At 64.6% G+C, this 13,891-nt stretch carries 15 protein-coding genes; 8 read left to right on the forward strand and 7 right to left on the reverse strand.

Annotated elements, in window-relative coordinates; translation table 11 throughout:
- Positions 1–6: 6 nt before the first annotated feature.
- Positions 7–1,509 carry a glycosyltransferase family 39 protein gene (locus IVA91_RS05365; protein WP_247280754.1) on the forward strand — a complete coding sequence of 501 codons (1,503 nt, stop codon included), beginning with the start codon at positions 7–9 and terminating at the stop codon, positions 1,507–1,509.
- Positions 1,510–1,514: 5 nt separating this feature from the next.
- Here IVA91_RS05365 and IVA91_RS05370 read toward each other — a convergent pair whose 3' ends face one another.
- On the reverse strand, positions 1,515–3,404 hold the full coding sequence (locus IVA91_RS05370) for an adenylate/guanylate cyclase domain-containing protein (RefSeq protein WP_247280755.1): 1,890 nt from the start codon (positions 3,402–3,404) through the stop codon (positions 1,515–1,517).
- 61 nt (positions 3,405–3,465) lie between these two features.
- Positions 3,466–3,990 (reverse strand): FecR domain-containing protein, encoded by a 525-nt coding sequence (locus IVA91_RS05375; protein WP_247280756.1) that lies wholly within the window; start codon positions 3,988–3,990, stop codon positions 3,466–3,468.
- Positions 3,991–4,661: 671 nt separating this feature from the next.
- Here IVA91_RS05375 and IVA91_RS05380 point away from each other — a divergent pair.
- Entirely contained in the window at positions 4,662–5,768 is a 1,107-nt protein-coding gene (locus IVA91_RS05380; RefSeq protein WP_247280757.1) for a DUF2778 domain-containing protein, read from the forward strand.
- Between the two features lie 7 nt (positions 5,769–5,775).
- Here IVA91_RS05380 and IVA91_RS05385 read toward each other — a convergent pair whose 3' ends face one another.
- Both IVA91_RS05385 and IVA91_RS05390 read right to left on the reverse strand, forming a co-directional pair.
- Positions 5,776–6,396, reverse strand: coding sequence for a glutathione S-transferase N-terminal domain-containing protein (locus IVA91_RS05385; protein WP_247458405.1), 621 nt, complete (start codon positions 6,394–6,396; stop codon positions 5,776–5,778).
- A gap of 11 nt (positions 6,397–6,407) precedes the next feature.
- Complete coding sequence (locus tag IVA91_RS05390) at positions 6,408–7,001, reverse strand: cysteine hydrolase family protein (protein WP_247280759.1); 594 nt, start codon at positions 6,999–7,001, stop codon at positions 6,408–6,410.
- Between the two features lie 128 nt (positions 7,002–7,129).
- Here IVA91_RS05390 and IVA91_RS05395 point away from each other — a divergent pair, with 128 nt between their 5' ends.
- From IVA91_RS05395 to lepB, 4 genes are all read left to right on the forward strand, one after another.
- A complete protein-coding gene (locus tag IVA91_RS05395; protein WP_247280760.1) occupies positions 7,130–7,963 on the forward strand; it encodes a LysR family transcriptional regulator in 834 nt (277 codons plus the stop codon).
- A gap of 170 nt (positions 7,964–8,133) precedes the next feature.
- Complete coding sequence (locus IVA91_RS36620; RefSeq protein WP_253075130.1) at positions 8,134–8,544, forward strand: S26 family signal peptidase; 411 nt, start codon at positions 8,134–8,136, stop codon at positions 8,542–8,544.
- Positions 8,475–8,657 carry a S26 family signal peptidase gene (locus tag IVA91_RS36625; protein WP_253075131.1) on the forward strand — a complete coding sequence of 61 codons (183 nt, stop codon included), beginning with the start codon at positions 8,475–8,477 and terminating at the stop codon, positions 8,655–8,657. Before IVA91_RS36620 ends, IVA91_RS36625 begins: the two co-directional genes overlap by 70 nt.
- A complete protein-coding gene (lepB, locus tag IVA91_RS36630) occupies positions 8,587–8,880 on the forward strand; it encodes a signal peptidase I (protein ID WP_346015466.1) in 294 nt (97 codons plus the stop codon). Before IVA91_RS36625 ends, lepB begins: the two co-directional genes overlap by 71 nt.
- Positions 8,881–9,055: 175 nt before the next feature.
- On the opposite strand, the gene groL is transcribed toward lepB, so the two are convergent.
- The gene (gene groL / locus IVA91_RS05405) at positions 9,056–10,696 is read right to left on the reverse strand and encodes a chaperonin GroEL (protein ID WP_247458406.1); all 1,641 of its coding nucleotides are present in this window, start codon (positions 10,694–10,696) and stop codon (positions 9,056–9,058) included.
- Between the two features lie 42 nt (positions 10,697–10,738).
- Positions 10,739–11,053 carry a co-chaperone GroES gene (locus IVA91_RS05410; RefSeq protein WP_247280104.1) on the reverse strand — a complete coding sequence of 105 codons (315 nt, stop codon included), beginning with the start codon at positions 11,051–11,053 and terminating at the stop codon, positions 10,739–10,741.
- A 379-nt stretch (positions 11,054–11,432) separates the two neighbouring features.
- On the opposite strand from IVA91_RS05410, the gene IVA91_RS05415 reads away from it, so the two are divergent.
- Complete coding sequence (locus IVA91_RS05415; protein WP_247280103.1) at positions 11,433–11,720, forward strand: usg protein; 288 nt, start codon at positions 11,433–11,435, stop codon at positions 11,718–11,720.
- A gap of 164 nt (positions 11,721–11,884) precedes the next feature.
- Entirely contained in the window at positions 11,885–12,412 is a 528-nt protein-coding gene (locus IVA91_RS05420; protein WP_247280102.1) for a cupin domain-containing protein, read from the forward strand.
- A gap of 134 nt (positions 12,413–12,546) precedes the next feature.
- On the opposite strand, the gene IVA91_RS05425 is transcribed toward IVA91_RS05420, so the two are convergent.
- Positions 12,547–13,797, reverse strand: coding sequence for a nucleoside transporter C-terminal domain-containing protein (locus tag IVA91_RS05425; RefSeq protein WP_247280101.1), 1,251 nt, complete (start codon positions 13,795–13,797; stop codon positions 12,547–12,549).
- Between the last annotated feature and the right edge of the window lie 94 nt (positions 13,798–13,891).

The following is a 13,891-nucleotide window of genomic DNA, read 5'->3' on the forward strand; positions in this document are numbered from 1 at the left end:
CGCGATATGGGCGGAGCTGACGCGCGGATCGTCCGCAACACCGCGCTCACGATTCTTGCGTTGGTCGTGTTGCGGCTGGTCGCCGCGGCTTTCACGCCGATCACCTTCGACGAAGCCTATTACTGGATGTGGTCGAAAAATTTGGCGGGCGGTTACTACGACCACCCGCCGATGGTGGCCTATGTGATCCGCGCCGGCACCATGATTGCCGGCGACACTGAGCTCGGCGTCCGCCTTGTCTCGATCCTGCTGGCGCTGCCGATGAGCTATGCGGTCTACCGCTCGGCCGCGATCCTGTTCGGCAGCGCGCGCGTGGCCGCCACCAGCGCCATCCTGCTCAACGTGACGATGATGGCCGCGGTTGGCACGCTGATCGTCACGCCTGATGCGCCGCTGCTGGTCGCCTCCAGTTTCGTGCTGTTCTTCCTCGCAAAGGTGCTGGAGACCGGACGCGGAGCATGGTGGCTTGCGGCCGGCGCGGCCGTCGGTGCGGCGCTGCTGTCGAAATACACCGCGATGTTCTTTGGGCTGGCGATCCTGATCTGGCTCGCTTCCGTCCCGAAGCTGCGGCACTGGTTTCTCTCGCCCTGGCCCTATCTCGGCGGTCTCGTGGCCCTCGCGCTGTTCTCGCCGGTGATCCTCTGGAATGCGGACCATCACTGGGTGTCGTTCGCAAAGCAGCTCGGCCGCGCCAGAATCGAGGACTTCCGTCCCGTCTTCATCGCCGAGCTGATCCCGACCCAGATCGCGTTTGCGACCCCGCTCGTCTTCATCCTGGGCGCGATGGGGCTGCATGCGCTGACCTGGCACCGGGCCGGCGCGCTGGCCTCGCGCGTGCTGATCGCGACGATGTTCTGGACCGTCGTTGCTTATTTCGTCTGGCATTCGCTACACGCCCGCGTCGAGGCCAACTGGTTTGCGCCGGTCTACCCACCCTTCGTCGTCGCCGCGGCCGCCGCCGCCAACCTCGTGCAGTGGAAGCCGCGCCAGCGGCGCCTGGTGGATTTCTGCCTGCGGTGGGCCGCGCCGGTCAGCATCGTGATGTTTGCGGTCCTGATCGTGCAGGCCAATACCGGCTGGCTGTCCGGCTATCGCCGCGATGCCACTGTGCGCAGCGTCGGCGTCGGCTGGCGTGAGCTTGCCGCGCAGATCGAAGCGGTGCGCGCGCGCAGTGGCGCGACCTGTGTGCTCGCGCAGGACTATGGCACCACGGGCTGGCTCGCCTTTTATTTGCCGCGCGGCACCTGCGTGGCCCAGCAGACCCAGCGCATCCGCTGGGTCAACATGCCCGACCCCGATCCCAAGCTGCTCGCCGGCAAGCTGCTCTATGTCGACGAGCTGCGCAGCGATGGTCATCCTGCCCTCAACGACCTCTTTGAGAAGGTGACGCAGATTGCGCAATTGCAGCGCAAGCGCGGGCCGCTCGTGGTCGAGACCTACGGCATCGATCTCTTGGAAGGCGCCAAGGGCGACGTGCTCGACCGCTCCCCGCCGCCGGAAGCGCGGTAAGGGCTTCAGCCGATCATCTCGGCCTTGGTGGCGGCCTGGTCCGGTACGTCCCGATCGCGCCAGAACCAGACGGTCACGACGCCGGAGCGGCCGCGGACTTGCGTGAGCAGGGGGCCTGACAGGATGCCGTCGGGAGCGCCGTGGAAGTCGGCGGTGTCCAGCAGCGTATCGCTCAGCGCAAGCCGCGCGCCGTTCCGGGCGGCGACCTCCATCAGCCGGCTCGCGACGTTGACGGTGTCGCCGGTCGCCGTGATGTGCTGGTGGCTTTCGCCGAGGCGGGAGGCGACGATCTCGCCGAAATGCGCGCCGATCTTGAAGCCGAGCTGATGTCCGATGGCAGGCGGCAACGAGGCGATCCAGCGCTCGACTCCGCGATGCAGGTCGATCGCGCATTTCAGCGCGCGCGCCGCGTCATCGGGTATTGCGCGCGGCAGTCCGAACAGGATCATGGCGCCATCGCCGAGAAAGCCGGTGATCAAGCCGCCGCAATCGGCTGCGGTCTTGTCCAGCAGCGCGTGGAACGCCTTCAGGATGTCCTGGAGCGCGTCCGGATCGGTCCGTTCGCTCAAGCCTGTGAAGCCAGAGAGATCGATGAAAACCACGGCGGCGTCTTGCCGAATGGGCTTGGACAGGAAATTCGGATCGCGCGCCAGCCAGTCCTGCACCGCCGGCGCCTGGAATTGCGCCAGCGACCTGCTCTTGGCGGCGAGATATTGCGTGCGGCGGCCTCCCGCCCACAGCTGCACGCCGGCAAAGATCGCAACCGGCGGCACGGCCGCGGCGAGCGTCGTCGCGGCATTCAGCCAGATGCCGTGGGTGAACGCGAACAGGTTCAGCCCGGCCCACGCGATCATCACCGCGGCCGCCGCCATGATGCCGAGTGCACTGCGCCGCCAGGCAAGCAGGCCGACCAACAGCATTGGCAAGAGGATCGCGGCGAATGCGTCGGCGGTATGCACCCTGCGGTCGCGCACGATGCCGTCGCCAGCGACGAGGTGGGTGATTGCGGTCGCGACCACCTCGACGCCGGGCATCAGCGAATCGAACGGCGTCGGGTAGAAGTCGCCGCCGCCGGCGACCGCGGCGCCGATCACGACGATCCGGTTCTCGATCGCGGCGCGGTTGAGCGTGCCGTCGAAAATGCTCTGCGCGCTGACGGTGCGGATGGTGCGGCGCGGGCCGTAATAGGTGATCGGCAGCGCGAAGTCGGTATCGGTCGGCACCACGCGGTCACCGAGCCTGAGATGATCCGGCGCGATCGTCAGCGGCTTGTCGAGCGCGCGGGCCGCCACGCGCAAAGGAAACGACAGCTCGACCTTGTCGGCCGTCCGGAACAGCATCGGCACCGAAAGCGGCGAGCCCGACTGTCCCGTCGCGACGTTGACGACGCCGACCTCTGCATGCTCGGCGAAGGCGGGCAGCGGCAGCAGGAAGCGCTCGGCCTGCGGCAGGACCGCAAGGGGACCTTCGCTGCTCGGCGCCACGGTCTCGCTGTCGGTCGGGAAGATCGCCGCCGCCGCGAGCACCATCGGACCGGTGGCGAGCGTGTTGGCGAGCGTCGCATCGCCGATCGCGGCACTGCGGTCGACCAGCAGCAAGTCGATCGCGATGACCTTCGGCTTGAACTGCACGATGGTGTCGACGACGCGGGCGAGATCGGCCCGGGGCAGCGGATAGCTGCCGCCGCGCTTCACCACAGTATCGTCGATCGCTACGATGGTGACGAGATCGGGCGGGCGCTGCACGCCGCGGACCTGGGTCCGCCAATCCGTCAACGTCGCTTCGAGGCGGTCGAGAAAGCGCAGATGGCCGTTGGCGTGCGCGGCAAAGATGCCCGCGCCCCATAGCGCGGTGAGAACGAGTGCCACCAGGATCTGAACGCGTCGGCTACGCATGCGGTCGGTTTGCAATCTTCTACTGTCCAAATCTTATTGAGCTGAGCCTTATCGACCCAGCTTATTGTCCGAGTCGTGCCATCAGCGCGTCGACGCGCGGCTGGCCCCACGTCTTGACGGTCAACGGGCCGGTTGCCTCGACATCGACCCCTTCGCCGGGTCCGAGCACGACACCGCGTCCACGAGCCCTGCGGGTCACGCCGACGCGGCCGTCAGCGACGAACACGGAGGTCTTGGCGTCCGCGACATCGACCGCCCATTTCGTGCCGCGCACCGCCGCGATCGCCTGCGGGGTCAACACCTTGAAGGGATTGCCGCCGGGCTTCTTGGGCACCTCGATCAGCAGGGCTTTGCTGCTCAATTCCACGGAGTCTATATGTCCGTCGCGGTTGGCGTCCTTTAGTTCAAATCTGGCGCCGTTTTCCGCAACGATCGTGATGCCGTTGTCGCAGCGCCAAACCTGCGTGCCCACGGCCGACGGCGATGCCGTACAGCCCGCATTGGCAGCAGACTGTGCCCTTGCAAACCCAATCAACAACAATAAACACGCCAGGGCGCAAAACCCGGCGCGCGAAAAGCCTCTCATGCCTGCCTCCGTTTGCGTGCTCGGCACAGTTCAAGGCGATGTTGATACGGTACCGTATCACACGCAGAGGCTGCCGAAAAGTACTGACTCAGGAGCTATTTTCTCGTCGCGGCGATTTCCAGGCCGGCGCGATCAACTTTCAGTCACAGCGCCGTGCCGCGTGAGCACTTCCGTCCCGCGGTGCGTGACCTGCATGAGCTGTTGCCGCGACCGCCCGGCGCGCGGCAGGGCGGCTGGAGTCCACCAGCCTCGCAACCCCTCGGCGCTGTGGTCAGGCCCAGTTTGATGATCACGAAAAAGGCGCTGTTGGGTGCGTCTTGGCTGCGGGCGGAGGCGTCGGGTGGCCGGCCTGAACCGGTCGAGAATTCATGGTTAACAGTTTCGGCTAAGGCCGTAATTCTGCGGGCTTTTTTCCCGAAATGGGACGACGTTAACGAGTTGCCCCATATCCGCCTGAACTTAATCTGCATTTAACTAAAAGTCGCCTTAATGACGCTCCGACCCTCTGCGAGATGCTGGTCCCGGATCGTGACCAGCGGCGCTTCGAAGGGGGACTGAGTGACACCGTCCTGGACGCAAGGCGAATGAGTACGAGTATCGCTGCGCAGAGTAACGCGGCACGGAAGTCCAAGAAATTCTCGAAGAATTATTCGCGGAAATCTTCCCGGAAAATGACCACCCGTAATTGGCTCGGCGCCACGGCGATCGGCTGCGTCGTGATTGGCGCCGGCTGGACCATCTACCACAACATCCTTGGCGCCAGCGTCTATCCGACCGTCGGCAACAGCGGCTACGACGAGCCCGTGATCAAGCGCGCACCCAAGGTGGTGCTGCGCGAGGCGGGCGAGGCGGTCAAGGAAACCTTCGCGCTCCTGCCGGACCGGTTGCAGGTGACCGCGCCGATCTCGCGCGAGATGTTCAACGAGCGCTTTGCCGCGGCTGCGACGCAAGGCGTGGCCTCGAGCGCGGCCAGCGCCGCGCCTGCAGCGCCGGCAATCAGCGTTGCCGAGGCCAAGGACGCTATCAAGGATGCGTCGAAGGAAGCCGCGAAGCCCAACGTGATCGCGAAGGTCGCGGACGCGCTGAAGCCGCAAGGCTCGGCCAAGATCGTGGACGCTGCCAAGGCCAAGCGCGCTGACGCCGGTGTGCAGCTGGCCTCGGCCGATCCGGCCGAGATCGTGCCGGCGCCCGAGGCTAAACCAAAATCCTTCGCCGATCGCGCCAAGGCTGCGGTGATGTCGATCACCGGTCCGCGCCAATCGATGGTCGAGAAACTCTGGGGCAAGCGTGAGCCGTCCGGCGGGCTCTTGGCGTATGCCTCGGCCGATGCCAGCATCACAGCGTCCATCGCGCCGAAGGAGCAGAATCCGATGTTCGGCGGTGCGCCGCCCTATGAGCGCGACACCGCGGTCTACGACATCACCGCCAAGACGGTTTATCTGCCCGATGGCACCAAGCTCGAGGCGCATTCCGGCCTCGGCTCCAATCTCGACGATCCGCGCTCCCAGCGCCAGCGTATGCGCGGTGTGACGCCGCCGCACATCTACACGCTGAAGCCGCGCGAGGCGCTGTTCCACGGCGTGCCGGCGCTGCGCCTGACCCCGCTCGGCGGCGAGAGCGCGATCTACGGCCGCGACGGCCTGCTCGCGCACACCTTCATGCTCGGTCCGAACGGCGATTCCAACGGCTGCGTGTCGTTCAAGGATTATTACGCGTTCCTGGACGCCTACCGCAACAAGGGCATCCGCAAGCTCGCGGTGCTGGCGCGGGTGGAGTGAGACGCGCTCAACTCGCCATCGTCTTGCGCAGCGCCATCTCGGTCGCGATCGCCTCACGCACGGCGGGCCGCGCCTGCATGCGCTCGAGATAGGCGGCCAACGATGGCCACTGCGCGATATCGATTCCTGCATGACGGAGCAGCAGCAACGCCCAGGTGAGATGCGCATCCGCAACGGTGAAGCCGTGACCGACCAGGAATTCGCGGTCCGCCAGATGCGCTGATGGCGCCGACAATGTCTGCACAATTCTAGCGCGCGGCTTGGCGAGCGAGCCGTCGTCCTTGTACCAGAAGGCCGGAAACAGGAACGCCTTGTGGATCTCGGCGCCGATGAAGCTCAGCCATTCCTGGAGGCGATAGCGGTCGGGATCGCCAAACCGGGGCGCAAGGCCCGCCTGCGGCCTCACATCGGCGATGTATTGCAGCACTGCCGCGCTTTCGGTCAACCGCTCGCCGTTCTCCAGGACGAGGACCGGCACCGCGCCCTTCGGCGACACATCGCGGAAATCGGTGTCGTCGTCCACGACCTTCTTCGTCCAGATATGGGCAAGGTGATACTGAGCCTCGACGCCCGCCTCCATCAGCGCGATACGGCTCGAGGCCATCGGGAAGAAATAGAGCTGCAGCATCCTGAACTCCTTCACGCCAGCGCATCGCCGCGCGCGATGATCGCGAAGCGGTCCGAGAGCTCGGCCAGCGCGACCTCGTGGATGGTCCGGGCATCCAGCGTGCCGCCGCGGCCGTCGGGCAGATCACGCGTGGCGCAGGAATCGGCATCGATGGTCGTGCGAAACCCGAGATCGAGCGCGGCGCGGGCGGTGGAGCTGACGCACATGTGCGTCATGAATCCGGCCAACACGATGTTGTTGCGTCCGCTGGCGGCGAGCTGCGCCTGCAGGCCGGTGCCGGCGAAAGCGTTCGGCAACTCCTTCTCGATCACGAGCTCGTCCGCAAGCGGCGCGAGCTCGGCGACGATGGCGCCGCGATCGGCGGAGCGATCGAACAGGCCGCCGGGCTTGCCGCGATGGGCGATATGGATGATCGCAGATCCGCGCTCGCGCGCCCGCGCCAGCAGGACGGTCGCCCGCGCGATCGCAGGCTTGGCGTCCGGCAGGGCGAGGGGACCTGCGAGATATTCGTTCTGGATGTCGATCAGCACCAGCGCGGCGTCGTCAAGACGCGGCGGAGTGAGGTCGGCACCGGCGAGCTGCAGCAGGGTCTTTGCGGGCATCATGATCTTCAGAATCTCCAAGCGTAAGGTTGGCCGAGCATAGCTCGTCGGTAGCCTGCCGATATGCAGGGATATTGCAGCCGACGGCTGCGATATTGCAGGCCAATGCCAGCCGATGTAGCCTTGAAACCATGAATTGGGACGATCTTCGCATCATCGCCGCGGTCAGAGACGAGGGCACCTATGCCGGCGCCAGCGCGCGGCTGCGCATCGACGAGACCACGGTCGGACGTCGGCTGGCGCGCATCGAATATGCGCTCGGCCTGCGCCTGTTTGAGGCTGCCGACGGTGTCCGCAAGCCGACGCGTCAGTGCGAGGCGGTGCTGGCGCACGTCCAAGCCATGGCCGCGCATGCCGCCGAGATCGGTCGCATCAGTGAGAGCATGCCCGGCCCCGTGGGGCGGCTGCGCATCGCCGCGACCAATGCGGTCGCCGAGGAGGTGCTGTCCCCGCATGCGAGCGAGTTCCTGCGCGCCAATCCCGGCCTGACGCTGCAATTCCTGACCTCGAGCGAGAACGTCAGGTTCTCGCGCTGGGAGGCCGATCTCGCGATCCGCCTGCGCAAGCCCGACAAGGGCGACTTTTCGATCTCCAGGCTCGGCGACATCCGCATCTACTATTTTGAACCGGACGCGACTGAAGGCGAGCCGGTGCTATGCGCTTATCCGGACGAGCTCGGCGCCATTCCCGAGATGCAATTCCTGCGGACGAAGAAAATCCGCCCTCGCTGCGTGACCGACAATGTCCGCATCATCCGCACCCTGATCCGCTCGCATCAGGCCGCTGGCGTGTTGCCGGAGCACAGCTGCACCGAGCTGCTCGGCGATCGCCGCCTGCGCGCCACGCTGCTGCCGAAACGCCGCGACGTCTGGCTGCTCGTGCAAAACCATCTCAAGCGCGACGCCGCGACACGTGTGACGATCGACTGGCTGCGAGCGTGTTTCAGCGAACTTGCGCGGGGATAACCCGAGAGCGCGTGAAAACCCGAAGGCCCATGGGCGGCCTTCACATATCCGTTGTGTCGCCCTTGCCATGAATGGCCGAACCTATGCGACCGAGATCACGGAGCCGGGATTGCACGCGCGCGAAAGTTGCGTAATCTCGCGACGGCTACGGATTTGATCAGGGCAGGTGCATGACCATTCAGGAAACATTCCGGCCGCGGTCGTCGGCGCAGTCGCGTGAATGGAAGGCGATTGTCATCCTGATCCTGTTGATTCCGCTGCTGTGGTCGCCGCCGTTCCTGTTTCGCTTCTTGCTGTATCAGCCGTTCAACATCCCTTCTCGTTCGATGGCGCCGACGCTGATGGTCGGCGACTACGTCTTCGTCGCGAAATATGCCTATGGCTACGGCCGCTATTCCTTTCCTTTCGCGCCGTCCTGGATCTCGGGCCGCCTGTTCGCCGCCGAACCGGAATATGGCGAATCGTCGTGTTCCGGACGGCGAAGGACAGTTCGGTCGATTACGTCAAGCGCATGGTCGGGCTGCCCGGCGACCGCATCCAGGTGCGGCAGGGCCAGCTCATGCTCAACGACCGTCCAGTGACGCGCGCCGCTCGAGCACGGGCTCGCAGGCATCGCCTGCGGTGTGGATGGCAGCTTCAAGGTCAAGCGGTGGCGCGAGACGCTGCCGAGCGGCGTGTCCTATGTGACCTATGACTGCATCGATAACGGCTTCCTGGACAATACGGATGTCTTCACGGTGCCGCCGGGCCACTTCTTCGTGCTCGGCGACAACCGGGACAATTCCACCGACAGCCGCATGACGTCGACATTCGGTTTCGTGCCGATGGACAATCTCGTCGGGAAGGTGACGCGGATCTTCTGGTCGTTCGACGAAGACGGCGAGCCGCACATGGAGCGGCTGGGGAAGGTGCGGTGAATGGTCTCGTCATCCAGGCGGTGTGCGTGGCCGGATTGCGCTGCGCTCCGTCCGCTCGTCATTCCGGGGCTCGCGCCCAAGAGGGCGCGCCCCGGAATGGCGGTGGCGGGAAGGTTGCCCAAAACAAAAACCCCGGCATTGCTGCCGGGGTTTCGTACTCCTTGAGATGGCTGGATCAGAAGTCCATGCCGCCCATGCCGCCGCCGGGGGGCATCGCCGGGCCGGCGCCGCCCTTCTTGGGCAGCTCGGCGACCATGGCTTCCGTGGTGATCAGGAGCGCGGCCACCGAGGCTGCGTTCTGGATCGCGGTGCGGACCACCTTGGTCGGGTCGATGATGCCCTTCTTGACGAGGTCGGCATATTCGCCGGTCTGGGAATCGAAGCCGTAATTATAGGCCTTGTTCTCCAGGATCTTGCCGACGATCACCGAGCCGTCTTCGCCGGCGTTGATAGCGATCTGGCGAGCGGGCGCCGACAGCGCCTTGCGCACGATCTCGACGCCGGTCTTCTGGTCGTCGTTCTTGGTGCGCAGGCCCTTGAGCTGCTCGGAGGCACGGAGCAGGGCGACGCCGCCGCCGGGGACGATGCCTTCTTCCACGGCCGCGCGGGTCGCATGCATCGCGTCATCAACGCGATCCTTGCGCTCCTTCACCTCGACCTCGGTCGCGCCGCCGACGCGGATCACCGCGACGCCGCCGGCGAGCTTGGCCAGACGCTCCTGGAGCTTCTCACGATCGTAGTCCGAGGTGGTCTCCTCGATCTGCGCCTTGATCTGGGCCACGCGCGCCTCGATGTCGGCCTTCTTGCCGGCGCCGTTGACGATGGTGGTGTTCTCCTTGTCGATCATCACCTTCTTGGCGCGACCGAGCATGTTGAGCGTGACGTTCTCGAGCTTGATGCCGAGGTCTTCCGAGATCGCCTGGCCGCCGGTCAGGATCGCGATGTCCTGGAGCATGGCCTTGCGGCGATCGCCGAAGCCCGGAGCCTTGACGGCCGCGACCTTGAGGCCGCCGCGGAGGCGGTTCACGACCAGGGTCGCGAGCGCTTCGCCTTCCACGTCCTCGGCGACGATGACCAGCGGCTTGCCGGTCTGCACAACGGCCTCGAGCAGCGGCAGCAGCTCGTTCAGCGAGGAGAGCTTCTTCTCGTTGATGAGGATGTAGGCGTCGTCCATCTCAACGCGCATCTTGTCGGCGTTGGTGACAAAGTAGGGCGAGATGTAACCGCGGTCGAACTGCATGCCCTCGACGACGTCGAGCTCGGTCTCCAGCGACTTGGCTTCCTCGACGGTGATCACGCCCTCGTTGCCGACCTTCTTCATGGCGTCGGAGAGGAACTTGCCGATTTCGGCGTCGCCGTTGGCGGAAATGGTGCCGACCTGGGCGATTTCGTCGTTCGAGGTAACCTTCTTCGAGTTCTTCTCGAGGTCTGCCACCACGGCTTCGACCGCGAGGTCGATACCGCGCTTGAGATCCATCGGGTTCATGCCGGCGGCGACAGACTTGGCGCCTTCCTTCACGATCGCGGCCGCGAGCACGGTCGCGGTAGTGGTGCCGTCGCCGGCCGCGTCAGCGGACTTGGAGGCAACTTCGCGCACCATCTGGGCGCCCATGTTCTCGAACTTGTCCTCGAGCTCGATCTCCTTGGCGACGGTGACGCCGTCCTTGGTGATGCGGGGAGCGCCGAACGACTTGTCGAGCACGACGTTGCGGCCCTTGGGACCGAGCGTGACCTTCACCGCGTTGGCGAGGATGTCGACGCCGCGCAGCATCTTGTCGCGCGCCTCAACCGAGAATTTGACTTCTTTGGCTGCCATCTGGATTTTTCCTTGAAATTTAAAGGGAAGGGAGCGGGGCTCTTAAGCCGCCTTCTTCTTGGACTCGCTGACTTCGAGAACGCCCATAACGTCGCTCTCCTTCATGATCAGCAGATCCTGTCCGTCGATCTTGACCTCGGTGCCGGACCACTTGCCGAACAGCACGCGGTCGCCGACCTTGAGGTCGATCGGGATCAGCTTGCCGGACTCGTCGCGGCCACCGGGGCCGACGGCGATGACTTCGCCCTGGGAGGGCTTTTCCTTGGCAGTGTCGGGAATGATGATGCCGCCAGCGGTCTTCTCTTCTGCGTCGATGCGCTTGACCACGACGCGGTCGTGAAGCGGACGGAATTTCATGCAGTCCTCCTAAGCAATTGCAAGAGTTGAGGAATTCGAGGTTGTTAGCAGTCGTTGCCCGCGAGTGCTAGCACAGGCGAGGAAGAAATAGGACAGGAATTTTGCGGGGGCAAGGGCTTCTAGCAGAAAATTAGCACCCGGAAGCGCGGACTGCCAGAATCTCTTTCACATCGTTAACGGTGCGCCGGGCCGTATTAGCACGGAGCCGCATCTGCTGCTAACGCATTGAATTTCAACAGCTTGTTAAACTTTTGGGCTTGAGATGAATTGTCAGTTTGCGTCACATTTCTCACATGTGAGCGCATCAGTACCGGGTGGCTCGTAAGGCGCACACCGACCAGGCCGCCCCTTGAATGCGCTCCTGCAAAGGAGGTTTGGCATGGGACTGCAGAGTGGGGGCGTTTCCGAGGATTTCCGGAAGCAGATGCTGGGTTACGGGCTGACGACGGCGCAAATTCTCTATCGGATGCCGGATCATCCGTCGCTGCTCCAGACTTACGTCTGGCAGAATTACGACATGTTTCCGAAATTTCCGGCGCTGAAGGATTTCCTGGCGTTCTGGCAGGAAAGGCTCGACGGCCCCCTGCACTCGGTTACCGTGGCGCATTGCAAGCTGATCAAGCCGGCCGAACTCCGCGCTGTCGACGGCGTGTTCCGGCTGCATTGAGATCGAGCACCGGCTTCGTAGGCGAGCAAAGGCGCGCTCGCGCCGCGCCCACCGTCTCCGCGACTGCTTCTCGCAATGGTGGGCACGTTTCGCTTTGCCCCCGCTACATCATCTCGTTCTGTGCTAGTCTCGCCGCATAATAACAAGCAACGGGAGGCGGGCCGATGGTCAAAAAAGTAAGATCGCGCAGCGCAGCGCAAGCCGCGGTGAAGAAGCGGAGTGGAGCCAAGGCCGCAGCTCGATCCGCGGCGCGCAAGGCAGTGAAGGCGAAGGCGCGTATGCTCGCTCAGAGCAAACCCGCCCGGCCCAAGCAGCGCATCGCCATCAGCCATCACCGCGAAGAGGATTTCAAAGCCGACGGCCTGCGCGCCTATGCCAAATATCGCGACCTTGGCATCGCCGATGCGACCCATGGCCTGGCGCAAGCGCATGTCATCCGTCTGCAAGGCCCGTGTAATCCGGCCGAGGTCTCAAAGCTTCACTATCACGATGTCGAATTCCAGATGGTTTACGTGCTCAAGGGCTGGGTGAAGACTTATATGGACGGGCAGGGCGAGACCTTGATGAAAGAGGGCAGCGCCTGGACCCAGCCGCCGAAGATCAAGCACATGATTCTGGATTACTCGGACGATGTGGAATTGCTGGAGGTGATCCTGCCGGCGGAGTTCAAGACGGTGGAGTTGAAGGCGTAGGCGCTATTGTTGGAGGGGCGCAGGCCTCTCAACTCGTCATTGCGAGGAGCCCTTGCGACGAAGCAATCCAGAATCTCTCCGCGGATGCAGACTGCATTGCTTCGCTTCGCTCGCAATGACAAGCGGAGAGAAGTCTAGTTCAATACCCCCACCACCGCTCCCATCAGGCACGTCGTCAGCGTCCCCGACACGATCGACTTCAGCCCCAGCGCGTTGATCTCCTCGCGCCGCTCCGGCGCCATCACCCCTAAGCCGCCGATCATGATGCCGAGGCTGGCGAAATTGGCGAAGCCGCACATCGCGTAGAGCATGATCAGGCGCGAGCGCGGATCGAGCGCGTCGGGCGGCAGTTTTGAGAAGTCGACATAGGCAATCAATTCGTTGAGCACGGTTTTCGTGCCCATCAAGCTGCCGGCGGTGACCGCCTGGTCCCATGGCAATCCCATCAGCCAGCACACCGGCGCCATCGCGAGGCCCAGCAGGCGCTGCAACGAGATCGCGGCGCCGCCGATATCGGGCAGCAGGCCAAGGATGGCGTTGACGAGATAGACCAGAGCCACCAGCACCAGCAGCATTGCGACGATGTTGAGCAGCAGCTCGAGGCCCGCGGTGGTGCCCTTCACGATCGCGTCCATCGTGCCGGAGACCTCCATCTCGGGATTTTCCAGCGCGCCGCCGGTGCGTCTGTCGGATGTCTCGGGCACCATGATCAGACTGACGAGGATCGCGGCCGGCGCGCCCAGCACGGAGGCAATGACGAAGTGCGCGGCGGCATCGGGGATAAGGGGTGCCAGCAGCGTCGCATAGAGCACCAGCACGGTGCCGGCGATGCCGGCCATGCCGCCGGTCATCACCAGGAACAATTCGCTGCGGGTCATCTGCTTCAGATACGGCCGCACGAACAGGGGCGCCTCGACCATGCCGAGAAAGATGTTGGCGGCGGTCGACAGCCCCACGGCGCCGCCGACCCCTAAGGTGCGCTCCAGCAGCCAGGCCATGCCCCGCACGATCGGCGGCAGCACCCGCCAATAGAACAGCAGCGTCGTCAGCACGCTCATCACCAGCACGATCGGCAGCGCCTGGAACGCCAGGATGAAATCCGCACCGGGCACTTTGACCTCGAAGGGCAGGGCGCCGCCACCGATATAGCCGAACACGAACGAGGAGCCGGCGCGCGAGGCCGCGGAGATCGCGCCGACCGCGTCGTTGATGGCGCCGAAGGCGCGCGCGACCGCGGGTAACTTCAGGAGGACGATGGCGGTGACGAAGGTGACGAAGAGGCCGATCGCCGCCTGCCGCAGCGATACGGCGCGGCGATTCTCTGCGAGCGCGAAGGCGATCAGCAGCAATGCGAAAATGCCGAGTGCCGATTGCAAGCGCAGCATGATGTCCCCAAAGCCTCAATGATTATGGCCGCGCCTGCGTTGCAAAGGCAATGCCGGGACATGCGGGAGGCGTCCCGCTGTTGACAAGCCGGTC

The sequence above is a fragment of the Bradyrhizobium sp. 153 genome (assembly GCF_023073835.1).
Lineage (GTDB): Bacteria > Pseudomonadota > Alphaproteobacteria > Rhizobiales > Xanthobacteraceae > Bradyrhizobium.

Bases quoted from the DNA above. Each gene is read 5' to 3' on its own strand.
- IVA91_RS05365 (WP_247280754.1), top strand. From the start codon at position 7: ATGGGCGGAGCTGACGCGCGGATCGTCCGCAACACCGCGCTCACGATT.
- IVA91_RS05370 (WP_247280755.1), bottom strand. From the start codon at position 3,404: ATGCGTAGCCGACGCGTTCAGATCCTGGTGGCACTCGTTCTCACCGCG.
- IVA91_RS05375 (WP_247280756.1), bottom strand. From the start codon at position 3,990: ATGAGAGGCTTTTCGCGCGCCGGGTTTTGCGCCCTGGCGTGTTTATTG.
- IVA91_RS05380 (WP_247280757.1), top strand. From the start codon at position 4,662: ATGACCACCCGTAATTGGCTCGGCGCCACGGCGATCGGCTGCGTCGTG.
- IVA91_RS05385 (WP_247458405.1), bottom strand. From the start codon at position 6,396: ATGCTGCAGCTCTATTTCTTCCCGATGGCCTCGAGCCGTATCGCGCTG.
- IVA91_RS05390 (WP_247280759.1), bottom strand. From the start codon at position 7,001: ATGATGCCCGCAAAGACCCTGCTGCAGCTCGCCGGTGCCGACCTCACT.
- IVA91_RS05395 (WP_247280760.1), top strand. From the start codon at position 7,130: ATGAATTGGGACGATCTTCGCATCATCGCCGCGGTCAGAGACGAGGGC.
- IVA91_RS36620 (WP_253075130.1), top strand. From the start codon at position 8,134: ATGACCATTCAGGAAACATTCCGGCCGCGGTCGTCGGCGCAGTCGCGT.
- IVA91_RS36625 (WP_253075131.1), top strand. From the start codon at position 8,475: ATGGTCGGGCTGCCCGGCGACCGCATCCAGGTGCGGCAGGGCCAGCTC.
- groL (WP_247458406.1), bottom strand. From the start codon at position 10,696: ATGGCAGCCAAAGAAGTCAAATTCTCGGTTGAGGCGCGCGACAAGATG.
- IVA91_RS05410 (WP_247280104.1), bottom strand. From the start codon at position 11,053: ATGAAATTCCGTCCGCTTCACGACCGCGTCGTGGTCAAGCGCATCGAC.
- IVA91_RS05415 (WP_247280103.1), top strand. From the start codon at position 11,433: ATGGGACTGCAGAGTGGGGGCGTTTCCGAGGATTTCCGGAAGCAGATG.
- IVA91_RS05420 (WP_247280102.1), top strand. From the start codon at position 11,885: ATGGTCAAAAAAGTAAGATCGCGCAGCGCAGCGCAAGCCGCGGTGAAG.
- IVA91_RS05425 (WP_247280101.1), bottom strand. From the start codon at position 13,797: ATGCTGCGCTTGCAATCGGCACTCGGCATTTTCGCATTGCTGCTGATC.